Origin of the sequence: Salinicoccus hispanicus (assembly GCF_009831115.1) — a bacterium.
Lineage (GTDB): Bacteria > Bacillota > Bacilli > Staphylococcales > Salinicoccaceae > Salinicoccus > Salinicoccus hispanicus.
In genome coordinates, this window is sequence record NZ_WUUK01000002.1 from 135,037 (window position 1) to 159,303 (window position 24,267).

The following is a 24,267-nucleotide window of genomic DNA, read 5'->3' on the forward strand; positions in this document are numbered from 1 at the left end:
ATGGATAACAAAGACCGCATTTTGAAAATGCTGGAAGAAGGCAAGATTACATCTGAAGAGGCAGTCCGTCTCTTGGACGCAATAGAATCCAAGTCGGATACGGGCCAGACTTCCTACCAGCAGCAAGCAGATGCCGGGCACAAAAGCAGCCGTCGCCAGACGAGCGACGGACAGAAAGACGTTTTCCAGCAGTTCGTAAATGAGTTTCAGAAATATGTCAATACTGATAAGGCCAACGAAGCGTTCAACCAGGTCAAGAACAAAATGGGGAGTCAGAAGCAGACTGCACAAGTTTACAAGACTTTTGAAAAGGCATTCGATAATGTCAAGAACAGTACAATCGATTCGATGTTCACACAGGGGTCGAAGAACCGCCTGATTGAAACAGTTGAAGACAGCTACTCCAATATATCCGTCGATATTACCAACGGTAATGTCAAAGTGGTGCCGACAGACAAGGTGACCACCGCAAAATTTGAAGTGACACCGTTCTATCGCAAGCTTGATAATGACAGAAACTACTTCCAGGACATCATCTGTGAAGTAAAGAATGATGAACTCCTCATCGTATCCGATATACGTGCGGCAAGGGTCAATGTGGAACTACACGTCAACCCTTCCATCATCAATCGGCTGATCGTATCCGGCTCGAACGGCAATGTCAGCATCCAAGGTCAGGAATTCAGTGATCTGACAGTGGACCTTCTGAATGGCAATATCGAGCTCGATGCAGTTGCCAGCAACAATGCATTCGTCCGTACTTCAAGAGGCAATATTGATGTAAGCGGAGGCGCACACGGTGCACTCGAATTGATTTCCATGCTCGGTACGGTCAATACCGAGACGCTCAATGCGCAGGACGTTACTGTATCATCCAACGGTTCAGTGAACATCTCCCTGCAGGGACAGACGGAGTCTGCAACCATCAATGCGAATATGGGCAGCATCAACATCAATGTACCTCATGACCGTGCACTGGAAGGCAGACTGAGCACAGTCGTCGGCCAGATCAACTATCCGCCTGATCTGGATGTCAGGTTCATGAAGTCGCAGGATATCGGCTTCAAGGAGCTCATGCTTGTGAACCAGTCGGACGACAAGGCAATGCTTCTCGAAGTGGGTACCAAGTTCGGCAGTGTTACACTGCACCGAAGCTGATATCATAGCAGAAAAACCTGGCACACTCGAGTGTGCCAGGTTTTTCTGCATTTCCGATCTACTGCTGTACTGTTTCAAATGTGGCTGCGATGTGAAGGAAAAAACAAATCCGTGCGAATTGACCCATCTTTACAACCCGATATATTGAAAAAGATTTTACGATTCTTTATAGTTGAGGTAATAAATCACCGAGGTGACCGAATGCTTACAGTAAAAAAAATCATAGATAAATTCAATTTGAAGATCATCTCCGGTAACGAAGGCATCGATAAGGAGATCGTCAATATAGATGTATCACGGCCTGGGCTTGAAGTGGCTGGGTATTTCTCCCACTATTCATCTGACAGGGTACAGGTGCTTGGAATGACAGAAACATCCTTCTTCAAGCGGATGCTGACAGAGGAGGAACGGGAGGACCGTTCGAAGCGCCTATGCCGCAAGGAGACACCATGCATCATCGTGACACGTGATCTCGGCGCGCCATTGGAACTGATCGAGGCGTGCAACCAGACGCACATCCCATTGCTTATCACAGAAGACAACACGACGAACTTCATCAGCCGCATGTCGAACTTTCTTGAAAAGGCGCTTGCTCCGGAGACGAACATGCATGGAGTACTGGTCGACATATACGGTATCGGAGTACTGATCACCGGTGAAAGTGGTGTCGGTAAAAGTGAGACTGCCCTTGAACTTGTGAAGAACGGGCACCGTCTTGTGGCAGATGATAATGTCGAAATCAAGGAAGTTTCGAAAAATGTACTGATGGGCTCTGCGCCGCCGCTGATTCGTAATCTTCTGGAGATACGCGGACTTGGTATCATCAATGTCATGACGCTTTTTGGTGCCGGCAGTATTCTTGAAGAGAAACGCGTCATGCTCAATGTCAATCTCGAAACTTGGGAATCCGGGAAAACGTATGAACGTCTCGGTCTGGATCAGAAGAAGCTGCATATTCTCAATTCGGAAGTTGATCAGAAGACAATCCCGATCCGTCCCGGCCGAAGTCTGGCAGGCATCATAGAAGTAGCGGCAATGAACCATCGCATGCAGCATATGGGGTACGACGCCGCCCAGGAATTCAATGATAGATTGAACAGGCAGATTCAAGTCAACGGGGGAATGATTGATGATCTATAACACACCGCCACTGAGTCCGGTCGCATTGGAGTTCGGACCGCTCAGCATCTACTGGTACGGTATCATCATCGCTTCGGGCATGCTGCTCGGCTACTTTTTCGCCAACCGTGAAGCAGATAGGAAAGGGCTTCCTGAAGGCCTGTTCATGGATCTGATGTTCTATATCATCATCGCCTCCATTGTCGGCGCGAGACTCTATTATGTCGTATTCCAGTGGGACTATTACAGTCAGAACCCATTGGACATCATCATGGTGAATGAAGGTGGCATGGCAATCCACGGCGGATTGATCGGCGGTTTCCTTGCAGGTATCATCTATGCCCGCATCAAAGGCTTCAGCTTTTTCCAGCTCGCTGATATTGCTGCACCAAGCATCATACTGGGCCAGGCGATCGGACGCTGGGGGAATTTCATGAACCAGGAGGCGCATGGTGGAGAAGTTTCACGGGAATTTCTCGATTCACTGCTACTTCCTGACTGGATCATCAATCAGATGTACATAGATGGTGCATACTACCATCCGACTTTCCTATACGAATCGATCTGGAGCATCGTCGGCTTCGTCCTTCTGATACTGATTCGTCCGAAGCTTGCAATCGGACAGACCATCCTGCTTTATTTGATCTACTACTCTGTGGGACGTTTCTTCATCGAAGGCATGCGTACGGATAGTCTGATGATCGGGGAGAGCCTGCGCACAGCCCAGTTCATTTCAATTCTGCTGGTTATTGCTGCAGCAGCAGTGTGGATCTACCGCAGTATGAAGTACAAGCTGCCGAAGTATGGTGAAACAGAAGGCGTATATAAAGGAAGATGATACATGAGAAGAGTGAAGAGAGTGAAAGCGGGTGGCATAAATCCGCTATGGCATATGTATCGTACAATATCCAGGTTCAAAGTCGCTAAAAACTTCATTGTAATCGAGGTCGGCCGCTACTGTCCTTCGACGAAATGGAAGCACCGGCTGTATACGAACCTTCTTGGAATGAAGCTCGAAGACAACGTATCGCTTGCCTTCAAAGCGATGCCTGATCTTATGTATCCGGAGCGCATCCACATTGGCAAAAACAGTATAATCGGTTATAATACAGTAATATTGACGCATGAATATCTGGTGGATGAGTACAGGGTCGGAGATGTACGCATCGGGCATGATACCATGGTCGGAGCGAATGTCACCATTCTGCCGGGTGTGGTCATCGGAGCTCACGCAGTCATCGGAGCGGGCAGTGTCGTGTCCAAAGATGTGCCCGATCATTCAATCTGCTATGGCAACCCGCTTATAGTAAGGAGTAGGAATAATGAATAGGAAAGTGATTCCCTTTGATCAGAATGGAGAATTCCATTTTAATCAGGGACTGAAAAAAACTGAACAGAATAAGAAGCATGCGGCACTGAAAAGTTTTCAGAAGGCCTATGAGCTCGATCAGAATAATCTGGCCTACCTTTCCCAGTACGCATACCTGCTTGCTGAAAATGGACGTGGAGCAGAAGCTGAACATATATTGATAAATGCCTTCATTCAGCATCAGTATGATGCTGAATTTTATTTTATATTGAGCCAGCTCTATACGATCATGAACGATCCGAACAAGGCTTTCCTGTTTGGGGTGGAGTATGTAAAATATGAACCCGACTCAGGTTATGATGAAGAGCTCGAGCAGATGTTCGAGGTGAGCATACAGGATGAGGATGAAGTGGAGCGTGAAGCGACCCGTTTTACCGGCCAGCATCTGTTCCAGCATCTTTTCATGAATGCACGGATCGAAGAGGCGCTCGACTACCTCAACACAATTCCCGTGTCCATCCAGGAGGAGAGGGAGTTCCGCAACCAGAAGGCGATGGCTGCTTTGTTCCTGAACCGCTTTGAAGAGGCACATGAACTGCTTGAGCAGCTGCTCAAGGAAGATCGGACGGATATGCATGCACTGAGCCATATGACACTTCTCTACTATCATACAGGAGAAGAGGAGAAGTACCAGGCTTTCCTGAAGAAGCTGGAAGTAGTCCAGCCGCTTGATGATGATGCAAGGTTCAAGGTTGGTCTGGTGCTTAATTTCCTGCAGCAGTACGAACGCTCCTATGAACTGCTCTTCCCACTCTATAAGAATCAGGTGTTCATCAGCTTCCAGCTGCTGCATGCCCTGAGTCATGCAAGCTATCATATCGGACATGTGGAGGAATCGCATATGTTCTGGGATAGGATGCAGACATTCCATCAGGTGAATGAAATGCACAGTCCATGGCAGCGCCATGAGGCGACAGCACGTATTACAGAACTGGAAACGGAATATCTGAAAGATGATGATCCTTACAGACGACTGCTCGGACTGTACAAGATCTACAATATCGTACCGCGTGATGCCATACTTGGCCATGAGGTATGGGACACTATCGAATCACTCGAGGATTATGAAAAGCTCTATATTTCATTTCTATTCCAGGGTCTCAAGCTGGTCCGGCTCGGGCGCATGCATAAAGGCCTCGAGGCCATGAGGAAAGCAGGATATGAAAATGAGGACGACCAGCTGGCCTGGATAGAGACGTTCCATACATTGTACGACAGCAAGGTGGAGCTTGAGGATATCAGCGCATTCACAGCCGCTACCCTGTATTTCCATCAGCGCGGCAGAAAAATCACCAAGCGGTCGCTTGTCGATAATTTCGATACGAGTCTGTACAGGTTGAACAAGGCGCTTGAGGCTGTCAGGCAGATTTGATGAAAATTGACTCGAATTTCTATATAATATTTTAGAGTCGATATAGAAGAAAAGGAGTTTTGTCTCATGACTGAAGAAAATATCTACGATGTCGTCATCATTGGTGCAGGACCGGCAGGAATGACAGCAGCTGTCTATGCTTCCCGTGCCAACTTGAAAACGGTCATGCTGGAACGCGGCATGCCGGGCGGACAGATGGCAAACACGGAAGAAGTGGAGAACTTCCCTGGATTCGATTTTATTACAGGGCCGGAACTTTCCACCAAGATGTTCGAGCACTCCCAAAAATTTGGTGCCGAATATAAATATGGAGATCTCAAATCTGTTGAAGACCATGGAGAATTCAAAGTACTGAAAACAGGCAGTGAAGAAATCCGCACGCGTGCGGTCATCATTACAACAGGTGCTGAATACAAGAAGGTCGGTGTCGAAGGTGAAGATACTCTCGGCGGGCGCGGTGTCAGCTACTGTGCTGTATGTGACGGCGCATTCTTCAAAGAGAAGGAGCTGGTTGTCATCGGTGGCGGTGACTCAGCAGTGGAAGAGGGCGTCTTCCTGACCAAATTCGCCAGCAAAGTGACGATTGTCCACAGGAGGGATCAGCTGCGTGCGCAGAAGATCCTTCAGGACCGTGCGTTCAAAAATGATAAGATCGATTTCATCTGGGATACGGAAATCCAGGCCATCAATGGTGAGAGCAGAGTTGAGAGTGTAACTCTGCTTGATAAGAACACTGGCTCCGAGTACGACTTCAAGGCAGACGGTGTCTTTGTATATGTCGGTATGAAACCTCTGACGGCACCGTTCGAAGACCTGGGTATACTGAATTCACTCGGATACGTGGAGACGAATGATGAAATGGAAACTGCCATACCGGGCATCTTTGCAGCCGGTGATGTGCGCAATAAGACGTTGCGCCAGATTGTCACTGCAACTGGAGACGGCAGCATCGCCGCCCAGAATGTCCAGCATTATATCGAGCACCTCGCAGACATGCAGGAAAGCAAATAACCACCTCCCCAGGTCTCTTCCTGGGGAATTTTTTTGTCATCCTCATAAGCCGGGGAATGAAAGGCAGCGTCCAGCATGGGGATCATATAATATTGCTACAAAGCTTCTGACATGATTTAATTAATAGAAAGCACACATAAATTACTTAAGGGGACGTGGGCCAATGAAGCAGTTGATTATTGTAACAGGAATGAGCGGTGCCGGAAAATCTGTAGCCATCGAAGCACTGGAGGATATGGGATACTTCTGCATCGATAATCTGCCTCCCATTCTGCTTCAGAAAGTGGTCGAACTGATGGAGACGACAGACGGCCAGATGGACCGTGTCGGTCTTGGCATCGATCTGAGAGGAAAGGAGTTCTTCGACCGTCTTGTTGCAGAGATTGAAAAGCTGAGGGACCACAGCGACCTCGCTCTGGAAATCTTTTTCATCGATGCTTCGGATGATCGTCTTGTCACCCGCTATAAGGAAACACGCAGGGCGCATCCGCTGGATAATGAAATGAACCTGCTTGATGCCATCACGAAGGAACGTGAACTGCTGGATGAACTGAAAGGCCGCGCAACCCATATTCTTGATTCGACAAATACATCGGCAAAGGAACTCAGAGGCATGATGTTCGACAAATGTGCTGGTGAGAACCGCCCTGCGTTCAATGTGAATGTGATGAGCTTCGGCTTCAAGCACGGTGTTCCGATTGATGCAGATCTCGTATTCGATGTGCGCTTCCTTCCGAATCCGCACTATGTTGACGTACTGCGTCCACAGACAGGACTGGATAAGCCGGTGTCCGACTATGTCCTGAAGTGGAAGGAAACGAAGGTATTCTATGCGAAACTTTATGATCTGCTCAAGTATATGCTTCCGCAATTCATGAAGGAGGGCAAATCCCAGCTCGTCATCGCCATCGGATGTACAGGCGGCCAGCATCGTTCGGTGACGCTTGCTGAGAAGCTGGTAAAGGATATCGGTGAGGATTTCGACTTTGCAATCCGGGCGGTGCATAGGGATGCACCGGTCAAAGGCTCAGAAAATGAAAAAGATTAGAATTACACTTGTCGGTGGTGGAACAGGTCTCAGCGTACTGGCCAGAGGACTGAGGAAATACCCTGTTGATATATCCGCCATCGTATCTGTAGCTGATGACGGCGGGTCGACCGGAATCATACGTGACCAGATTGATATGCCGGCACCGGGGGATATCAGAAATGTCATGACGGCCTTGAGTGACGTGGAGACGAAACTTGAGAACCTGTTTGCCTATCGATTCAAAAAAGAAGCGCTTGGCGGCCATGCGCTCGGTAATCTGATGCTTGCTGCCATGTATGACATGACAGGTGACTTCGCCGTAGCTGTCAAAGAACTGAGTAAAATTCTCAATGTAAAGGGGACGGTCATTCCGTCCACCAACATCAGTCCGAAGCTTGCGGCGCGCATGGAAGACAATTCGATCATTGTCGGGGAGAGCTATATTCCCGAAGTGAAGCAGAAGATAGAGGAAGTCTATCTCATACCGAATGATACTGTTGCCACACCGGAAGCCATCGAAGCCATCGAAAAGTCGGATGTCATCGTCTTTGGACCGGGCAGCCTGTATACGAGCATCATTCCGAACCTCATACCGGAAGGCATGAAGGAAGCAATCGGCAAGGCGCCGGGAATCAAAGTATATGTATCCAATATCATGACCCAGATCGGTGAGACCGTCGGCTATTCTGCGGCGGATCATCTGGATGCGATCAACACGCATATGGGACAGAACGTCATCGATTTCATCATCCTGAACGAAGAGGATATCAAAGGTCGCATATCCGACTATTACAATCGCAATGATATGACTGCAGTGGAAAGTGATCGGGACCGTCTGGGTGAGATGGGAGCCACGGTCATAACCGACCACCGACTGGTCGAAATTGATGGCGAAGGTGCGGTGCGTCATGACAATAAGGTGCTGGCAGAAATCATATATGATATTGCCCTCAAGGAAATCAGCACACTGCAGTATAAGAAATAAACGATAAGGGCGTGATTGCATGTCATTTGCTTCCGAGATGAAAAATGAATTGTCGAGGATCGAAGTGGAGCCATGCTGCATGAAAAGTGAACTTTCCGCACTCATCAAGATGAATGGCGCACTGAGTCATTTCAATGGAGAGTGGATCATCAATATACAGACTGAAAACGCGGCGATCGCCAGAAGAATATTCACACTGATTCGTAATTTGTACGGTGTGGAAATAGAGCTGCTCGTACGGAGAAAAATGAAGCTCAAGAAGAATAATGTATATATTTCGCGGATCAAGAAGGATAGCAGAAAGGTCCTCGAGGACCTCAACATCATGAAGGGTGGGGTGCTCTCCCACGAAGTCAGTGATACAGTCAAAAACAACGAGTGCTGCATCCGCAGCTATCTGCGCGGTGCTTTTCTGGCCGGTGGATCAGTGAATAATCCCGAGACATCCGCCTACCATCTGGAGATATTCTCTTTATATGAGGAACATGCAGAAAGCCTGACCGAGCTGATGAACGGCTACGAACTCAATGCCAAGCATATAGAGCGCAAGCGGGGCTATATCACCTACCTGAAGGAAGCGGAGAAGATTGCAGAATTTCTGAGCCTGATCGGCGGCTACCAGGCGCTGCTCAAGTTCGAGGATATACGGATTGTCAGAGACATGAGAAACTCGGTCAACCGGCTGGTCAACTGTGAAACGGCAAACCTGAACAAGACGATCGGTGCTGCAATGCGGCAGGTCGAGAACATCCAGTTCATTGATCAGGAGATCGGTCTTGAAGAACTGCCCGAGCGGCTCAAGGAAATTGCCCGACTGCGTGTGGAGCACCAGGATGTATCCTTGAAGGAACTTGGCGAGATGGTGTCAACAGGCACCATATCAAAATCCGGAATCAACCATCGGCTGAGAAAACTGGATACCATTGCAGATAAGCTGAGAAGCGGTGAAGAGATCATATTCAAATAAAAACGCGTGTACTTTTAAATAAGTACACGCGTTTGTCGTTTCAGGATATAATCAGTCGGCCACCGTCTTCTTCTTGTCTTCTAGGTCGAAAATATTCTCAAGGGCGATTTCCAGTGTAGGGAAAACGAATTTGAAGTCATTTTCCATCAGTACTTCGGGCAGCACATATTGACCTTTGAGTATCAGTATGGACTGTTCCCCAAGCACTTTCCTGATCAGAAAAGCCGGTGTTTTGAAAAAGTCCGGACGCCCGAGGGCGGAACTTAAATATTTTGAGAACTGCTTTTGTCTCAGCGGCATCGGTGCCGTCATGTTGACCGGTCCTCTGATGTTCGAATGTACTGCGGTATAGAGCAGGGCGTTGAGTACATCGTCGATATGGATCCAGCTGTACCACTGTTCTCCACTGCCAAGGGGGCCACCGGCACCCAGACGGTATGGAATACTCATTTTCGGCAGTGCACCTTCTTCTGAGTCAAGGATAAGTCCGAAACGGGCACAGACCACCCTCACGCCGAGATCTTCGAATCTTCGGGCTTCATTTTCCCATGCAGTCACTACTGTCGATAGGAAATCGTGGGCTGCAAAAGTGTCCGCTTCGGTGTAGCGTACACTTTTACTCACGGGGTAGTAGCCGATGGCACTGGCATTGACGAGCACACCAGGTGTGACTTCCGCCTGAGATGCATAGCGTCTGAGCATGCGTGTCACATCGATCCTCGAATTGTAGATGTCTTCTTTATGCTGATCTGTCCACTTTTCCTGCAGCGAGGCCCCGGCAAGGTTGAAGATGACATCCACTTTAAGCGGCATCTCCTCCATCCATGCATCATCCTCCGGATGATCCGGATCATACTTTACATAATGGACATATGGATGTTCGGAAGTGCGCTCGCTGCGGGTAAGTATATAGACATGGTCGTATTCCTGCTTCAATATCTCTGCGAGCTTCGATCCGACGAATCCCGTGCCACCCGTAATCAGTACATTCATATCATCACGCTCCTTAGTGTGATTATAACCTCTAAGAGCAGGTCATAATCGATATTTAAGGAAAAAAATAAAAAAAGCCGGGAATTCTCCCGGCTTTTTGATCATCTGACTATTTCTGAAGTTTTTCAGGTTCCATGACTTCATCGACAAGTCCATATTCTTTTGCTTCGTCTGCTGTCATGAAGAAGTCGCGATCTGTATCCCTCTCGATTTTGTCGAGTGGCTGATCTGTACGTTCAGCAAGAATCTTATTGAGTTTCTCGCGCGTTCTCAGTATGTGCTTGGCCGCGATTTCGATTTCCGTCGCCTGACCTTGTGCACCGCCGAGTGGTTGGTGGATCATCACTTCAGCGTTCGGCAGGGCGAATCTCTTGCCTTTGGCACCTGCTGCCAGCAGGAATGAGCCCATGGATGCTGCCATGCCGAGGCAGATTGTCTGTACATCCGGTTTGATATGCTGGATTGTATCGTAGATTGCCATGCCGGCAGTGACGCTGCCGCCTGGTGAGTTTATATATAGGAAGATATCCTTTTCAGGATCCTGTGCCTGCAGGAAGAGCAGCTGGCTGACTACGGAGTTTGCAACATTATCATCGATGCCTGTACCGATCATGATGATTCTGTCTTTCAGCAGTCTTGAGTAGATGTCATAAGCACGTTCCCCGCGGTTCGTCTGTTCAATAACTGTAGGAATGAGATTCATTGTATTACCTCCTGATATTGTGTTGAGTTTTTTTCACTGATTCAGTTATACCACATTAGTCAAATAAGGTCAAAAGAAACACTTTGTACTCCGAAGAGTAAAATTAAGCCTTTAATTCATCTTTATTTATTGCTATACTTATATTTGCTTTATTGCGAATACGCAATATAATTTAATCATACCCCCGTGGTGTAATGGATAACACGTAAGATTCCGGTTCTTGAGATGGGAGTTCGATCCTCTCCGGGGGTGCTAAGATCGAGGTGGGCCGTGTGAGTGGCGAACTTGAGGTTATGGAAGCTCCAGATAAAGTCCTTAGCGAAGATTTTGTGCGCGATGTATTCTACATTGCCGTCAATTGTGGCAAGATGCTGTTGGAAAGTGGAGCTGAAACATACCGTATTGAAGATACGATGCTGCGCATCGCGTCCAGTTACGGTATCGAAAATGCCCAGGTATTCGTCACTCCCACGGTCATTATTTTTTCTCTGAACGATTATGCCCTGACACAGACAGTGCGCATTGATGAGCGGGCCAATAATCTTGAGAAGATAATGAGCGTCAATGAACTATCGAGACGGATTTCAGCCGGTCTGCCTCTGAAGCGGGCGATCAGCAGCCTCGAGACCATCCATAACACGATTTTCTTTCCTTTCTGGCTGGTTGTCCTTTCAGGCGGTGCCATCGGGTTTATGTTCCTGCTGCTGTTTGATGGTGTAGTCACCGACCTGCCGGCTGCCTTCATAGCCGGTGCCGGCGGCGTTCTCATCATGGAAGGCATCCAGCGCTATGCAAAGGTCAAGTTCTTTACCGAATTTTTTGCAGCCCTCTATATAGCGGTCGTATCGATCGTTCTTGTCGGAAACGGTTATGGCACCATGCTGGACACAATCATCATTGCCGGCGTCATGCCGCTGGTGCCGGGTGTACTGATTACAAATGCAATCCGGGAGATGATCCGCGGCCATCTGATGGCCGGAGTGATCAAAGGGGCGGAAGCAGGCCTGACAGCCATTGCCATCGGTGCAGGCGTCGGTCTGGTATTCCTGCTGGTATAGGAGGAATACGGATGGTTTATTTCTATCAATTTATACTCAGCTTCTTCGCCTCTGCGAGTTTCGGCGTGCTTTTCAATGCTCCGAGAAAGGCATTGGCAAGCTGCGGTGTAACCGGCGCATTCGGCTGGATTGTCTTCTACGTCTGTCGGGAAGCCGGGATGGATCTGATTCTGGCTTCATATCTGGGTGCAATCGGCCTGTCCGTGATCGCAATCTTCTACTCGCGGCATAAGAAGATGCCGATCATCGCCTTCATCACCTGCGGCATCATTCCGCTTGTGCCCGGCGGGCTTGCCTATAATGCCATGCGGCACGTTGTACTGAAAGATTATATGACCGCTCTGGAGTACGGATTTGAAGCAGCTCTGATTTCATTAGCCATCGCGATGGGCATCATCAGCACCGAAATGACTGACCAGGTATTACAGACAGTCAGAAAGAAACTGAAAAAAGAAGGGGTATGAATATGCTGGAAATGACATATTATACAAGAAAGCAATGTCCTTTATGCGACGAAGGAAAAGAACAGATCAATCTTGCCCTGTCCGAACTGAGATACAATGATGTCAAAATGAGTGCTGTGGATATAGATAAGGATGATGCGCTGCAGGAGGAATACATGATCCGTGTACCTGTACTCGTGCATGAAGGCAATGTAGTGCAGGAAGGCATCATCGATTTCGCCTACGTCTATGATTACTTGAAGACCCACGTGGGTAAATAACAGAATAGCGAAGATAAATAATTGCATTATTTAATATCTATTGATATATTAAGTGTGTAATTATTTTTTGTCCCTAGTGGGACGTCATACGTCTCACTTTAACGAGAGGTGTTGAGTCTCATGTGGCAAAAGCTATTGGACATCCAGAAACGCATAGCTCCGGAAATCATCATGGAATTGCAGAAACGCTCAAGCATTCTGAAGCAGATTGATTCGCATCAGCCCATCGGACGCCGGACACTTGCCAGACAGCTTAACATGACGGAAAGGGTTCTGAGAAAAGAAGTGGACACACTTCAGAATCTGGATCTGATTGTCATTGATAAGAAGGGCATATCCATTTCCCAGGCGGGCATTGAAGCATTGCAGGATCTTTCACCTTTCATGACGACGCTCGATCGCAGAACGGATCTTGCACGCAGATTGAAGGAAAAGTACGCACTGCAGGATTTCTTCATTATCCGTGGTGATGCGGACGATAATCCTGAACTGCAGCAGGCACTGCCGAAATTGATGGCCGAAGAGCTCCAGAAGATGCTCTTTGATGGCGCAATCATTTCTGTAGCAGGTGGCTCTACGATGGCGAATGTCGGCAACCACCTTAAAACTGTCAAAGAACATGTGCTTTTTGTTCCGGCCCGCGGCGGGCTTGGGGAAGAGATTGTCAATCAGGCGAATTCCATTGCAAGTCGTCTCGCAATGGCTGCTGGTGGGGAGCATAAGGTGCTCTATGCTCCTGATAATGTCGGTGAAAACGTCTTTGAATCGCTTAAGGCCGAGCCTTCGGTGATGGAAGTCGCTGAACTGAATAGGCAGTCCCACTATGTCATCCATGGCATCGGCGAAGCATTTACGATGGCGCATCGACGCAATGTCAGCCGGGAGACGCTTTCAGAGCTTGAAGAGAAGGAAGCCGTCGGCGAAGCTTTCGGCTACTACTTCAACGCTTGTGGCGATATCGTCAGTAAAGTCAGGACGATCGGTCTTCAGCTTGAGGACCTGGAAAGCAAGCAGGCCATACTGGCCGTTGCAGGCGGGAGCAGCAAGAAGGAAGCCGTCGGCGCCTACATGAAGATTGCACCGAAGAATACCATGCTTTTCATTGATGAGACCATCGCGCAATTTTTGTTGGATAGCAAATAATATTATATATGAAATCAAGGAGGCCATTACACATGGTTAGAGTAGCAATTAATGGATTTGGACGTATCGGAAGACTGGCAGCGAGAGAAATTCAGAATTACGATGATATGCAGGTAGTTGCAGTAAACGACCTTACAGACGACGATTTCCTTGCACACCTTTTCAAATATGATACAACTCAGGGACGTTTCGAAGGTGAAGTCGAGCAGATCGAAGGCGGCTTCAAGATCAATGGCAATGAAATCAAGTCATTCAACCAGAAAAACCCGGCAGAACTGCCTTGGGGTGAACTCGATATCGATGTAGTGCTTGAATGTACTGGTTTCTTCACAGACGAAGAAGGCGCGAGAAAGCATATCGAAGCCGGTGCGAAGAAAGTACTTGTTTCTGCACCAGGTAAAGGCAACATGAAAACAATCGTATACGGTGTAAATGAAGATGTACTTGATGGTTCAGAGGAAGTTGTTTCCGCTGCTTCATGTACAACAAACTGCCTGGCGCCGGTTGTTAAAGTACTGAACGACAAGTTCGGTATCCAAAGTGGACTGATGACGACAATCCACGCATATACAGGCGACCAGAATACACTGGATGCTCCGCACCCTAAAGGCGACTACCGTCGTGCACGTGCAGCAGCAGTAAACGTTGTGCCTAACTCCACAGGTGCAGCAAAAGCAATCGGTCAGGTACTTCCTGAACTGGAAGGCAAGCTTGACGGTGGCGCGCAGCGTGTACCGGTAGCAACTGGCTCCCTGACAGAAGTAACGACAGTACTCGATAAATCAGTATCTGTTGAAGAAGTCAATGAAGCGATGAAAGCTGCGAAGAACCCTTCCTTCGGCTACAATGAAGATGAGATCGTCTCTTCTGACATCATCGGCATCAAAGAAGGTTCGCTGTTTGATGCGACCCAGACACGTGTCCTTGAAGTCGATGGCAAACAGCTCGTACGTACAGTTGCATGGTACGACAATGAAATGTCCTATACTGCCCAGCTTGTCAGAACACTTAACCACTTGGTGAAAAGCAATCAGTAATCGATGATAGATAAAACGGGCGGGGAACCGCCCGTTTTTATTTTATTCCGATTTATAGATGGGTATAATGGAAATGAACAGAAAAGCATAGGAGGCACGGCAATGAAAAAAACTGTAGAAGATGTTGAACTGAAAGGCAAGAAAGTACTGCTTCGCGCTGACTTGAATGTCCCGATGTCGGATGGGGAGATCACGAACGACAACCGTATTGTACAGGCACTCCCTACAATCAGGTATATCATTGAGCAGGGTGGAAGGGTCATCCTTTTCTCCCACCTCGGCAAAGTGAAGACGGAGGAAGACAAGAAGGACAAGACATTGCAGCCGGTTGCCGAAAGACTGACCGAACTGCTGGATACAGACGTTGCATTCGTCCCTCATACACGTGGAGAAGCGCTTGAACAAGGTATCAGCAATCTTGAAGACGGCGGCATCCTGATGTTTGAAAACACTCGTTTTGAAGATGTTGATGGCAAAAAAGAGAGCGGCAACGATGAAGAACTCGGCAAGTACTGGGCTTCACTTGGTGATATTTTCGTCAACGATGCGTTCGGCACAGCTCACAGAAGCCATGCATCGAATGTAGGCATCGGTACGAATCTGGAAACGGTCTCCGGCTATCTGATGCAGAAGGAAATCGACTTCATCGGTGGTGCAATTGATGCACCTGAACGCCCATTCGTCGCTATTCTCGGTGGTGCGAAAGTATCCGATAAGATTGGTGTCATCAAGAACGTCCTTGATAAGGCGGACCGTGTCATCATCGGCGGCGGCATGGCCTATACATTCTTCAAGGCGCAGGGCAAGGAAATCGGCAAGTCGCTGCTTGAAGAGGATAAGGTGGACATGGCCGGAACACTGCTTGAGGAAGCCGGCGATAAGATTGTACTGCCTGTCGATGTTGTTGCAGCAGAGGACTACGACCCGAATGCCAAGCACAAAACAGTTTCTGTAGACGAAATTCCTGCCGACATGGAATGCCTCGATATCGGTCAGAAGACGGTTGAGAGATTCAAGGAAGTACTTGAAGGTGCAAAGACAGTCGTATGGAATGGTCCGATGGGCGTATTTGAAATGGAGAATTTCGCCAAAGGTACAATCGGCGTATGCAAGGCCATCGCTGAACTGGATGATGCGACAACAATCATCGGTGGTGGTGACTCTGCAGCAGCAGCCATGGATCTTGGATATGCAGATGACTTCTCCCATATCTCCACAGGCGGCGGTGCATCTCTCGAATACCTGGAAGGCAAGGAACTCCCAGGACTTTCCGTAATCGATGATAAATAGACAGCGCGTGATTTCAACAATATGAGGAGGAAGATTATGAGAACCCCATTTATAGCAGGAAACTGGAAGATGAACAAGACGATTTCAGAAGGAAACGAATTCATTGACGCTCTTGGCGAACTGCCAAAAAGTTCTGAAGTGGAAAGTGCGATATGTGCACCATTCATCCACTTGCCTTCGCTGGTTGAAAAGACGAAAAATCTGGAAATCGGTGTGGGCGCTGAAAATAGTCATTTTGAAGACAGTGGCGCATATACCGGAGAAGTCTCTCCGTCCATGCTCCAGGACCTGGGCGTACAGTATGTGATCGTGGGCCACTCCGAACGCAGAGAGCATTTCAATGAAACGGATGAAACAGTGAACAAGAAGGCACATGCACTGCATGCTAAAAATCTGGTACCGATCATCTGCTGTGGTGAGTCCGATGAAGAGCGTGAATCCGGTAAGGCTACGGAAAAGGTGAAGGACCAGGTTTCAAAAGCATTGGATGGTCTGACGGAAGATCAGGTCAAATCATCTGTCATTGCATATGAGCCGATCTGGGCAATTGGTACAGGCAAGTCCGCAACAAGTGAAGATGCCAATGAAATGTGTGGTGTCATCCGTGAGACGGTTGCTTCCCTGTACGATGACGAAACAGCTGAAGCTGTCCGTATCCAGTATGGCGGTTCTGTAAAACCAGAAAACGTTAAGGAGTACATGGCACAGGAGCATATTGACGGTGCACTCGTCGGTGGTGCTTCCCTTAAGCCGGATTCCTTCGTTCAACTGTTGGAAGGTGCTAAATAATGTCAAAACCAGTAGGTCTGATCATTCTTGATGGCTTCGCCAACAGGGATGAGGAAAAAGGGAATGCCGTCAAGGCGGCCAACAAACCTAATTTCGACCGGTTCTTCGACAAGTACCCTCATAATGAACTCAGTGCATGTGGCCTTGATGTCGGTCTGCCGGAAGGGCAGATGGGCAATTCAGAAGTCGGTCACCTCAATATCGGTGCCGGACGTGTTGTCTATCAGAGTCTGACAAGGATCAACAAATCCATCGAAGATGGAGATTTCTATGATAATGAAGTGCTCCTCAATACGATGGATCACGTCAATGGAAACGACAGTGCTTTGCACGTCATGGGATTGCTGAGTGACGGAGGCGTCCATTCCCACTATGAGCACATGTTCGCAATACTCCGGATGGCCAAGGAAAAAGGGCTGAAGAACGTCTATGTCCATGCCTTCCTGGATGGTCGGGATGTTTCACAGGATTCCGCCATCAGATATGTGCAGGAATCCGAGAAGCGCTTCAAGGAAATCGGTATCGGTGAATTTGCCACAATCAGCGGCAGATATTATGCCATGGACCGCGACCAGCGCTGGGACCGGGAGGAAATGGCATATCAGACCATATCGAACGGTGTCGGAGAAAGATTTGAAAGTGCCGAAGCAGGCATCCAGGCAAGCTACGACGAAGGTATCTATGACGAATTCGTCAAGCCGTTCATCGTCTTCGGACATGATGGCGACTATGACCGGGGTGTAATGAATGATGATGCAGTCATCTTCTACAACTTCCGTCCCGACCGTGCCGCACAACTGTCTGAAATATATACCAACCAGGAATTCATGGGATTCGAGATTGACAGGAAATACGCCGATCTTAAATTTGTCACTTTCACCAAATATAGTGATAATGTATTGGCAGATGTAGTTTTCGAGAAAAAGGACATCGTCAACACCATCGGCGAGGTTGTATCAAAAGCCGGCCGTAGACAGTTGCGCATTGCTGAGACCGAAAAGTTCCCGCATGTCACCTACTTCATGAGTGGGGGCCGCCATAAGGAATTTGATGGAGAACGCAGAGTACTTGTAGATTCACCGAAAGTGCCGACGTACGACCTGAAACCTGAGATGAGTGCCTATGAAGTGCGGGACAGATGTCTTGAGGAACTGAAACAAGAAGACCTCGATATGATCATCCTGAACTTTGCCAATCCGGACATGGTTGGACATAGCGGCAAGCTTGAACCGACAATCAAAGCCATCGAAGCGGTGGACGAATGTCTCGGGCCGATCGTGGACGAGATAATTGCTCAAGGCGGTACAGCAATCATTACTGCAGACCATGGCAATTCTGACGAAGTGACAACACTTGGTGGAGAACCGATGACTGCACATACGACAAATCCTGTACCGGTGATCGTCACCCAAGAAGGCGCAGAAGTGAAAAGCGGTCGTCTGGCGGATCTTTCCCCGACAATGCTTGATCTGATGGGGATTGAACAACCGGAAGAAATGACAGGCGAAAGTCTGATAAGATGATTATTGCCGAAAAGTTCATCTTTTCGGGTAATGATATAGAAACCAACAAAAAAGGAGACATTGCTATGCCATTAATTACAGATGTTTACGCACGTGAGGTTCTTGACTCCCGGGGTAATCCGACAGTCGAGGTGGAAGTACTGACAGAAAGCGGCGCTTTCGGTCGCGCACTGGTTCCTTCAGGTGCTTCCACAGGAGAATACGAAGCTGTTGAACTACGTGATGGAGACGACACACGCTACCTCGGAAAAGGTGTTGAAGAAGCAGTTGAGAACGTCAACGAAGTCATTGGACCTGAACTTATCGATGGTGACTTCAGTGTACTTGAACAAGTGTCCATCGATAAAATGATGATTGCACTTGATGGTACTGAAAACAAAGGCAAACTTGGCGCCAATGCCATTCTTGGTGTATCAATGGCTGTAGCAAAAGCTGCTGCAGATTTCCTTGGACAGCCACTCTACAAATATCTGGGTGGATTCAATGCAGTTCAGCTTCCAGTACCGATGATGAACATCATCAATGGTGGGGAGCATGCGGATAACAACGTGGACATCCAGGAATTCATGATCATGCCGGTCGGTGCCGAATCATTCAAGGAAGGACTGCGCATGGGTACTGAGATCTTCCACAACCTGAAAAAAGTACTGAAGGACAAAGGCTACAACACAGGCGTCGGTGATGAGGGTGGATTCGCACCTAACCTCGGTTCCAATGAGGAAGCACTGTCTACGATCATCGAAGCAGTGAAAAAAGCTGGATACAAGCCTGGCGAACAGATCCGTCTCGCAATGGATGCTGCATCCAGTGAGTTCTATGATCCGGAAACAAAGAAGTATGAACTTAAAGGTGAAGGCAAATCCTACACATCTGAAGAGATGGTCAACTGGTATGCTGACATGATCGAGAAGTATCCGATCATCTCAATCGAAGATGGACTGGATGAGAATGACTGGGAAGGTACGAAACTTCTGACAGAAAAGCTCGGTTCCAAAGTCCAGCTTGTCGGTGATGACCTCTTCGTTACAAACACGAAGAAGCTTGCGCGTGCCATAGAGGAAGGCGTCGGCAACTCCATTCTGATCAAAGTGAATCAGATCGGTACACTGACTGAGACATTCGAAGCAATCGAAATGGCGAAACGTGCCGGATATACAGCAGTCATCTCCCACCGTTCCGGTGAAACGGAAGATACGACAATCGCTGATATCGCTGTTGCTGTCAATGCAGGACAGATCAAGACAGGTGCACCATCACGTACAGACCGTGTAGCAAAATACAATCAGCTCCTCAGAATCGAAGACGAGCTGTTCGAAACAGCAAAATACTCAGGACTTGCTTCATTCTACAACCTGGATGAGCAATAGTTCCAAACCTCCCGCGTCAAGGGAGGACTTCCAGGCCGGGGTGACCCCGGCCTGTTTTTTTATACTGATATTGGAAAGGCCTCGTATGATATAATTCTTGGCAATAGGACAAGAATGGAGATGGTAATGGTGAGACGTCTTTACACAATTGGAGAAGCACTGATCGATTTCATTCCTACTGAAAAGGGGAAGAAACTGAAGGATATCAATGGATTTGAACCACAGGTCGGCGGTGCACCGGCGAATGTTGCAGCAGCACATGCCATCCTCGGCGGAGAGTCGCATCTACTGACACAGCTCGGGACGGATGCATTCGGCGACCGTATTCTCGAACTGCTTGAGTCGAAAGGTGTACATACAGACTACATCACACGTACACGACAAGCGAATACGGGTCTGGCATTCGTATCGCTCGATGACACCGGGAACAGGGACTTCTCCTTTTACAGGAACCCGTCGGCTGATCTCCTGTACGACGAATCTGCAGTCAGCGATATAGAGTTCCATAAGGCTGACCTGCTTCATTTCTGCTCGGTCGACCTTGTGGAGAGTGACATGAAGGAGACGCATCGCGTGGTCATCGAAAAGGTGCGGGAAGCTGGAGGTACTGTGGTTTTCGATCCGAACATCCGATTACCCCTCTGGGAGGACGAGAATGCGTGCCGTGAAGCCGTTCGTGAGTTTATGAAGTTTGCGGATATCGTAAAAGTTTCTGATGAGGAACTGGAGTTCATCACCGGCATACAGGATGAATCTGATGCTGTGAGTGCCCTTTTTGCAGATCACGTAGAAACAGTCATTTATACGAAGGGCCCGTCGGGCAGTGAAATCATCTATAGGGAAGGCGGCTATTGTGAACATCCGGGATATGAAGTGGAGACGGTGGACACGACAGGTGCAGGTGATGCCTTCATCGGTGCTGTACTGTATCAGCTCTCGTCCAATACGAAGCCGGTTATGGAAATACTGAGAGAGAATGGGCCTGAAGTCCTCCGTTTTGCGAATGCAGTCGGTGCGCTGTCCACAACAAGGAAAGGTGCCATCACAAGCATTCCTGTTCCTGATGAGATCGATGCTTTCACCAGCAGCATATAATGCATAGCTGATAGTGTGAAAACACCTTTTCCGGATACGTTTGCAATCCATCCGTATTTCTGATAGAATTTTTAATGTTAATATCATTCGGAGGGATTACCACATGCAAACATTACTCGTCGTGCTTCTGATTATCGTTTGTGTATCTTTAATTGCAGTGGTATTGCTACAGTCAGGGAAAAGTGCCGGCCTTTCAGGTGCAATCGGTGGCGGTGCAGAGCAATTATTTGGTAAACAAAAAGCGCGGGGCATGGATCTTATACTTCATAGGGCAACGGTCATATTGTCATTGTTGTTCTTCATGATCATGCTGCTGCTCACATATTTAAGCTAATGAATCGAGCCTCCTATGATATAGGGGGTTTTTATTTTTCTAAGAGCAGTTTTTGACGTACAATGAAATTAACGAATTGAAAGTAGGGTATAAATAATGAAGATACAGTTACCGCAACCATTTTTCTTTGAAGAAGGAGAGCAGGCAGTGCTGCTGCTTCATGGATTCACCGGTAATTCATCGGATGTCAGACAACTTGGACGCTATCTTCAGAAACAAGGCATCACATCATATGCACCCCACTACGAGGGACATGCAGAACCACCTGAAAACCTGCTGAAATCAAGTCCCCATGTCTGGTGGTCGGAGGTGCTCCAAGCCTATGATTTTCTGGTGGAACGTGGCTATGAGAAGATTTTCGTTGCCGGCCTATCCCTTGGTGGAGTATTTGCAGTGCGGCTCGCCACAGTACGGGACGTCGTCGGCATAGCGACGATCTGCAGTCCGATGTACCTGAAAGACCGGGAGACGATGTATGCAGGTGTTCTGGAATATGCCCGTGGATTCAAGAGAATGGAAGGCAAGACGGAAGCAGAGATTGAACGGGAAATGTCATGGTTCGAGCCGACTGAAATGCTGGATGAAGTACGAGATATGATTACACTCGCCAAGGATAGTCTGCCGGATGTTTTCATTCCTCTTTTTGTGGCCCAATCCGAACAGGACCAGATGATCAACCCGGATTCTGCAAACATCATCCATGACGAAGCTTCGACAGAAGATGAAGAGAAGCAGCTCAAGTGGTACCCCGAGTCCGGACATGTTCTGACAATAGATAAGGAAAAACAGCAACTTTTCGAAGATATACACGCATTTATGGGCCAGTTGGACTGGAATGCGTAATAGGAGGCAGATTCATGGGTAGCTATAGAGAAAAGATTTTGACACTGATTGGCTCTGAAGAATACAAGCCAATGACAATGGACCAGTTCCAGCAGGAACTTTCAGCATACGATTCTGAAGACTTCAAGGAAATGGTAAAGGATATTGTTGCCCTGGAGGCGTCTGGAGAAATCCATAGAACTAAAAAAGATAAATTTATGAAGATGAGCGAAACGGACCTGATCAAGGGGAAGCTGTCCATGCACAAGCGAGGATTCGGTTTCCTTCGTCCGGAAGATAAGGAACTTGAGGATGTTTTCATTCCACCAAACGCCATCAACGGGGCACTGGACGGAGACACCGTACTGGTCGAAGTGCAGAAGCAGTCCCAGGGCGATAACCGTGAAGGGCAGATTACGTCCATACTGACCCGTGGCATCACCCGTGTCGTCGGGGAGTATCATGCAAACAAGAATTTCGGTTTCGTTGTTCCGGATTCCAAAAAAATTGTCGATGATATCTTTATTCCGGGAAAACAGAACCTCGGTGCTATAGATGGGCACAAGGTGCTTGTGGAAATCACAAAATACCGTGAGAACAATGACGATAATCCGGAAGGTCATGTCATTCAGATACTCGGTCATAAAAATGATCCAGGCGTGGACATCCTCTCCATCATCTATCAGCACGGGATTGAAATCGAATTCCCTGAAGAAGTGCTTAAAGCGGCTGAAGCGGTGCCTGAGACCATCAGTAAAGATGAACTCAAGGACCGTACGGACCTCCGTGATGAGTTCACCATCACAATCGACGGAGCAGACGCAAAAGATCTTGATGACGCCATCTCCATCAAAGCACTGGATAATGGCAACTACGAACTGATCGTCAGCATCGCAGACGTCAGCTATTATGTCGAAGAAGAAGCGCCGCTTGATAAGGAGGCGTACGAACGGGGGACGAGTGTGTATCTCGTCGACCGGGTCATACCGATGATACCGCACCGCCTGTCGAATGGCATCTGTTCATTGAACCCTCATGTGGATCGACTGACGATGAGTTGCCGTATGGAAATCGACCGCGATGGCAAGGTAGTCAATCATGATATCTTCCAGAGTGTCATCCACTCCGACCGACGTATGACATATGATGCGGTCAACCGCATGCTTGATGAAGAAGATCAGAGCTTGATCCAGGAATTCAGCGACGTCTATCCGATGCTGCAGAATGCGGAGGCACTGGCGAAGATTCTGCGTGGCAGAAGAGAAAAGCGCGGTGCCATCGATTTTGATTTCAATGAAGCCCAGGTGCTTGTAGAAGCTGATGGGACGCCGGCAGATGTGGTATTGCGTACACGTTCCGTCGGTGAGAAGATGATCGAAGAGTTCATGCTTGCAGCAAACGAAACAGTGGCAGAACACTTCCATTGGATGGAAGTACCCTTCCTGTACCGTGTTCACGAAGATCCGAAAGAAGAAAAGCTGAGACAGTTCTTCGAATTCATCACGAACTTCGGCATCATCGTCAAAGGAAAGGGAAACGAAATCCACCCGCGCGCACTGCAGGAGATCATCGAAGAAGTGGAAGGAAGACCGGAAGAAATGGTCATCAGTACACTGATGCTCCGTTCCATGCAGCAGGCACGCTATTCTGAAGAAAACTTGGGACACTTCGGTTTATCCGCGGAGTACTATACACACTTCACTTCGCCGATCCGACGCTACCCGGACCTTGTAGTGCACCGACTGATCAGAAAGTATCTGATCGAAGGCAAGACGGGTCAGAGAACGGTGAATCAGATCGCCTCCGAACTGCCGGATATCGCCGAGCATACATCCAATAGGGAGAGACGTGCCCAGGATGCAGAGCGGGATACGGATGATCTGAAGAAAGCGGAGTACATGATCCAGCACGTCGGTGAGACGTATGAAGGTGTCATTGCCGGTGTCATGAATTTCGGCATGTTCGTCGAACTGCCGAATACAATCGAAGGACTTGTACATGTCTCCTATATGACAGACGACCATTACCAGTATCACGAACGTCATATGGCACTCATCGGCGACCGTACAGGTACTGTCTACCGTATCGGTGATCCGGTAGAAGTTGAAGTACTGAACGTCAACCTGGAAGAGCGTCTGATCGATTTCAAAGTCGTCGGCATGCCGGATCGCCAGCCAAGAGAACGTAGGGATAGACCTGTGGAGATCAAAGCGAAGACCAAGCCGGGAAGCGGCGGACAGAACAAAGGCAGTGGCAATGGTCAGAATAAAGGCAATGGTGGCAGAAAGAAGAATGGCAAAAAGCCTAATGACAAAAGCAAGGGCAACAAGAAGCCTTTCTACAAAGGTGCGAAAAAAAGTAACGGAAAGAAGAAATAG

At 48.2% G+C, this 24,267-nt stretch carries 24 protein-coding genes and 1 tRNA gene; 23 read left to right on the forward strand and 2 right to left on the reverse strand.

Going from position 1 to position 24,267, the window contains the following annotated elements; translation table 11 throughout:
* The 9 genes from GQ671_RS05610 (at position 1) to whiA (ending at position 9,011) form a co-directional block, all read left to right on the forward strand.
* A complete protein-coding gene (locus tag GQ671_RS05610; RefSeq protein ID WP_160653966.1) occupies positions 1 to 1,158 on the forward strand; it encodes a DUF4097 family beta strand repeat-containing protein in 1,158 nt (385 codons plus the stop codon).
* Positions 1,159 to 1,359: 201 nt separating this feature from the next.
* Positions 1,360 to 2,298 carry an HPr(Ser) kinase/phosphatase gene (gene hprK, locus GQ671_RS05615; protein ID WP_160653969.1) on the forward strand — a complete coding sequence of 313 codons (939 nt, stop codon included), beginning with the start codon at positions 1,360 to 1,362 and terminating at the stop codon, positions 2,296 to 2,298.
* Positions 2,288 to 3,115 carry a prolipoprotein diacylglyceryl transferase gene (gene lgt, locus GQ671_RS05620; RefSeq protein WP_160653972.1) on the forward strand — a complete coding sequence of 276 codons (828 nt, stop codon included), beginning with the start codon at positions 2,288 to 2,290 and terminating at the stop codon, positions 3,113 to 3,115. Before hprK ends, lgt begins: the two co-directional genes overlap by 11 nt.
* A 3-nt stretch (positions 3,116 to 3,118) precedes the next feature.
* Positions 3,119 to 3,607, forward strand: a complete 489-nt coding sequence (locus GQ671_RS05625; RefSeq protein WP_160653975.1) for an acyltransferase — start codon at positions 3,119 to 3,121, stop codon at positions 3,605 to 3,607.
* Positions 3,600 to 5,018, forward strand: a complete 1,419-nt coding sequence (locus GQ671_RS05630) for a tetratricopeptide repeat protein (protein WP_160653977.1) — start codon at positions 3,600 to 3,602, stop codon at positions 5,016 to 5,018. Before GQ671_RS05625 ends, GQ671_RS05630 begins: the two co-directional genes overlap by 8 nt.
* Before the next feature lie 66 nt (positions 5,019 to 5,084).
* Positions 5,085 to 6,029 carry a thioredoxin-disulfide reductase gene (gene trxB / locus GQ671_RS05635; protein WP_160653980.1) on the forward strand — a complete coding sequence of 315 codons (945 nt, stop codon included), beginning with the start codon at positions 5,085 to 5,087 and terminating at the stop codon, positions 6,027 to 6,029.
* Between the two features lie 163 nt (positions 6,030 to 6,192).
* A complete protein-coding gene (gene rapZ / locus GQ671_RS05640; protein ID WP_160653983.1) occupies positions 6,193 to 7,077 on the forward strand; it encodes an RNase adapter RapZ in 885 nt (294 codons plus the stop codon).
* The gene (locus tag GQ671_RS05645) at positions 7,064 to 8,044 is read left to right on the forward strand and encodes a gluconeogenesis factor YvcK family protein (RefSeq protein ID WP_160653986.1); all 981 of its coding nucleotides are present in this window, start codon (positions 7,064 to 7,066) and stop codon (positions 8,042 to 8,044) included. The genes rapZ and GQ671_RS05645 overlap by 14 nt, the downstream gene beginning before the upstream one ends.
* Positions 8,045 to 8,063: 19 nt before the next feature.
* Positions 8,064 to 9,011, forward strand: coding sequence for a DNA-binding protein WhiA (gene whiA, locus GQ671_RS05650; protein ID WP_160653989.1), 948 nt, complete (start codon positions 8,064 to 8,066; stop codon positions 9,009 to 9,011).
* 51 nt (positions 9,012 to 9,062) lie between these two features.
* Here the strand turns inward: whiA and GQ671_RS05655 are convergent, their stop codons facing one another.
* Together GQ671_RS05655 and clpP are read right to left on the reverse strand one after the other, a co-directional pair.
* Complete coding sequence (locus GQ671_RS05655) at positions 9,063 to 10,004, reverse strand: TIGR01777 family oxidoreductase (protein WP_160653992.1); 942 nt, start codon at positions 10,002 to 10,004, stop codon at positions 9,063 to 9,065.
* Positions 10,005 to 10,113: 109 nt separating this feature from the next.
* Positions 10,114 to 10,707 carry an ATP-dependent Clp endopeptidase proteolytic subunit ClpP gene (clpP, locus tag GQ671_RS05660; protein ID WP_160653995.1) on the reverse strand — a complete coding sequence of 198 codons (594 nt, stop codon included), beginning with the start codon at positions 10,705 to 10,707 and terminating at the stop codon, positions 10,114 to 10,116.
* A 180-nt stretch (positions 10,708 to 10,887) separates the two neighbouring features.
* On the opposite strand from clpP, the gene GQ671_RS05665 reads away from it, so the two are divergent.
* The 14 genes from GQ671_RS05665 to rnr all read left to right on the forward strand — a co-directional run bounded on the left by GQ671_RS05665 (position 10,888) and on the right by rnr (position 24,267).
* A tRNA-Arg gene (locus GQ671_RS05665) sits at positions 10,888 to 10,959 on the forward strand.
* A gap of 41 nt (positions 10,960 to 11,000) precedes the next feature.
* A complete protein-coding gene (locus GQ671_RS05670) occupies positions 11,001 to 11,765 on the forward strand; it encodes a threonine/serine exporter family protein (protein WP_160653998.1) in 765 nt (254 codons plus the stop codon).
* Between the two features lie 11 nt (positions 11,766 to 11,776).
* A complete protein-coding gene (locus GQ671_RS05675) occupies positions 11,777 to 12,229 on the forward strand; it encodes a threonine/serine exporter family protein (protein ID WP_160654001.1) in 453 nt (150 codons plus the stop codon).
* 2 nt (positions 12,230 to 12,231) lie between these two features.
* Positions 12,232 to 12,489: a glutaredoxin family protein gene (locus GQ671_RS05680; RefSeq protein ID WP_160654004.1), complete on the forward strand. Its 258-nt coding sequence runs from the start codon at positions 12,232 to 12,234 to the stop codon at positions 12,487 to 12,489.
* Between the two features lie 120 nt (positions 12,490 to 12,609).
* Positions 12,610 to 13,632 (forward strand): sugar-binding transcriptional regulator, encoded by a 1,023-nt coding sequence (locus GQ671_RS05685; RefSeq protein WP_160654009.1) that lies wholly within the window; start codon positions 12,610 to 12,612, stop codon positions 13,630 to 13,632.
* Positions 13,633 to 13,664: 32 nt separating this feature from the next.
* Positions 13,665 to 14,669, forward strand: coding sequence for a type I glyceraldehyde-3-phosphate dehydrogenase (gene gap / locus GQ671_RS05690; protein WP_160654012.1), 1,005 nt, complete (start codon positions 13,665 to 13,667; stop codon positions 14,667 to 14,669).
* Between the two features lie 102 nt (positions 14,670 to 14,771).
* On the forward strand, positions 14,772 to 15,959 hold the full coding sequence (locus GQ671_RS05695) for a phosphoglycerate kinase (RefSeq protein WP_160654015.1): 1,188 nt from the start codon (positions 14,772 to 14,774) through the stop codon (positions 15,957 to 15,959).
* 36 nt (positions 15,960 to 15,995) lie between these two features.
* Positions 15,996 to 16,748 (forward strand): triose-phosphate isomerase, encoded by a 753-nt coding sequence (gene tpiA / locus GQ671_RS05700; protein WP_160654018.1) that lies wholly within the window; start codon positions 15,996 to 15,998, stop codon positions 16,746 to 16,748.
* Entirely contained in the window at positions 16,745 to 18,271 is a 1,527-nt protein-coding gene (gene gpmI, locus GQ671_RS05705) for a 2,3-bisphosphoglycerate-independent phosphoglycerate mutase (protein ID WP_322789464.1), read from the forward strand. The genes tpiA and gpmI overlap by 4 nt, the downstream gene beginning before the upstream one ends.
* Before the next feature lie 65 nt (positions 18,272 to 18,336).
* Positions 18,337 to 19,638: a phosphopyruvate hydratase gene (gene eno / locus GQ671_RS05710; RefSeq protein WP_160654999.1), complete on the forward strand. Its 1,302-nt coding sequence runs from the start codon at positions 18,337 to 18,339 to the stop codon at positions 19,636 to 19,638.
* A gap of 129 nt (positions 19,639 to 19,767) precedes the next feature.
* Positions 19,768 to 20,733 carry a carbohydrate kinase family protein gene (locus tag GQ671_RS05715; RefSeq protein WP_160655002.1) on the forward strand — a complete coding sequence of 322 codons (966 nt, stop codon included), beginning with the start codon at positions 19,768 to 19,770 and terminating at the stop codon, positions 20,731 to 20,733.
* Between the two features lie 103 nt (positions 20,734 to 20,836).
* The gene (secG, locus tag GQ671_RS05720; RefSeq protein WP_160654022.1) at positions 20,837 to 21,067 is read left to right on the forward strand and encodes a preprotein translocase subunit SecG; all 231 of its coding nucleotides are present in this window, start codon (positions 20,837 to 20,839) and stop codon (positions 21,065 to 21,067) included.
* Between the two features lie 96 nt (positions 21,068 to 21,163).
* Positions 21,164 to 21,910 (forward strand): alpha/beta hydrolase, encoded by a 747-nt coding sequence (locus GQ671_RS05725; RefSeq protein WP_160654026.1) that lies wholly within the window; start codon positions 21,164 to 21,166, stop codon positions 21,908 to 21,910.
* 14 nt (positions 21,911 to 21,924) lie between these two features.
* Positions 21,925 to 24,267, forward strand: coding sequence for a ribonuclease R (rnr, locus tag GQ671_RS05730; protein WP_160654028.1), 2,343 nt, complete (start codon positions 21,925 to 21,927; stop codon positions 24,265 to 24,267).

What these genes read in the sequence shown, in the direction of transcription:
- GQ671_RS05610 (WP_160653966.1), top strand. Translation starts at nt 1, where the DNA reads ATGGATAACAAAGACCGCATTTTGAAAATGCTGGAAGAAGGCAAGATT.
- hprK (WP_160653969.1), top strand. Translation starts at nt 1,360, where the DNA reads ATGCTTACAGTAAAAAAAATCATAGATAAATTCAATTTGAAGATCATC.
- lgt (WP_160653972.1), top strand. Translation starts at nt 2,288, where the DNA reads ATGATCTATAACACACCGCCACTGAGTCCGGTCGCATTGGAGTTCGGA.
- GQ671_RS05625 (WP_160653975.1), top strand. Translation starts at nt 3,119, where the DNA reads ATGAGAAGAGTGAAGAGAGTGAAAGCGGGTGGCATAAATCCGCTATGG.
- GQ671_RS05630 (WP_160653977.1), top strand. Translation starts at nt 3,600, where the DNA reads ATGAATAGGAAAGTGATTCCCTTTGATCAGAATGGAGAATTCCATTTT.
- trxB (WP_160653980.1), top strand. Translation starts at nt 5,085, where the DNA reads ATGACTGAAGAAAATATCTACGATGTCGTCATCATTGGTGCAGGACCG.
- rapZ (WP_160653983.1), top strand. Translation starts at nt 6,193, where the DNA reads ATGAAGCAGTTGATTATTGTAACAGGAATGAGCGGTGCCGGAAAATCT.
- GQ671_RS05645 (WP_160653986.1), top strand. Translation starts at nt 7,064, where the DNA reads ATGAAAAAGATTAGAATTACACTTGTCGGTGGTGGAACAGGTCTCAGC.
- whiA (WP_160653989.1), top strand. Translation starts at nt 8,064, where the DNA reads ATGTCATTTGCTTCCGAGATGAAAAATGAATTGTCGAGGATCGAAGTG.
- GQ671_RS05655 (WP_160653992.1), bottom strand. Translation starts at nt 10,004, where the DNA reads ATGAATGTACTGATTACGGGTGGCACGGGATTCGTCGGATCGAAGCTC.
- clpP (WP_160653995.1), bottom strand. Translation starts at nt 10,707, where the DNA reads ATGAATCTCATTCCTACAGTTATTGAACAGACGAACCGCGGGGAACGT.
- GQ671_RS05670 (WP_160653998.1), top strand. Translation starts at nt 11,001, where the DNA reads ATGGAAGCTCCAGATAAAGTCCTTAGCGAAGATTTTGTGCGCGATGTA.
- GQ671_RS05675 (WP_160654001.1), top strand. Translation starts at nt 11,777, where the DNA reads ATGGTTTATTTCTATCAATTTATACTCAGCTTCTTCGCCTCTGCGAGT.
- GQ671_RS05680 (WP_160654004.1), top strand. Translation starts at nt 12,232, where the DNA reads ATGCTGGAAATGACATATTATACAAGAAAGCAATGTCCTTTATGCGAC.
- GQ671_RS05685 (WP_160654009.1), top strand. Translation starts at nt 12,610, where the DNA reads ATGTGGCAAAAGCTATTGGACATCCAGAAACGCATAGCTCCGGAAATC.
- gap (WP_160654012.1), top strand. Translation starts at nt 13,665, where the DNA reads ATGGTTAGAGTAGCAATTAATGGATTTGGACGTATCGGAAGACTGGCA.
- GQ671_RS05695 (WP_160654015.1), top strand. Translation starts at nt 14,772, where the DNA reads ATGAAAAAAACTGTAGAAGATGTTGAACTGAAAGGCAAGAAAGTACTG.
- tpiA (WP_160654018.1), top strand. Translation starts at nt 15,996, where the DNA reads ATGAGAACCCCATTTATAGCAGGAAACTGGAAGATGAACAAGACGATT.
- eno (WP_160654999.1), top strand. Translation starts at nt 18,337, where the DNA reads ATGCCATTAATTACAGATGTTTACGCACGTGAGGTTCTTGACTCCCGG.
- secG (WP_160654022.1), top strand. Translation starts at nt 20,837, where the DNA reads ATGCAAACATTACTCGTCGTGCTTCTGATTATCGTTTGTGTATCTTTA.
- GQ671_RS05725 (WP_160654026.1), top strand. Translation starts at nt 21,164, where the DNA reads ATGAAGATACAGTTACCGCAACCATTTTTCTTTGAAGAAGGAGAGCAG.
- rnr (WP_160654028.1), top strand. Translation starts at nt 21,925, where the DNA reads ATGGGTAGCTATAGAGAAAAGATTTTGACACTGATTGGCTCTGAAGAA.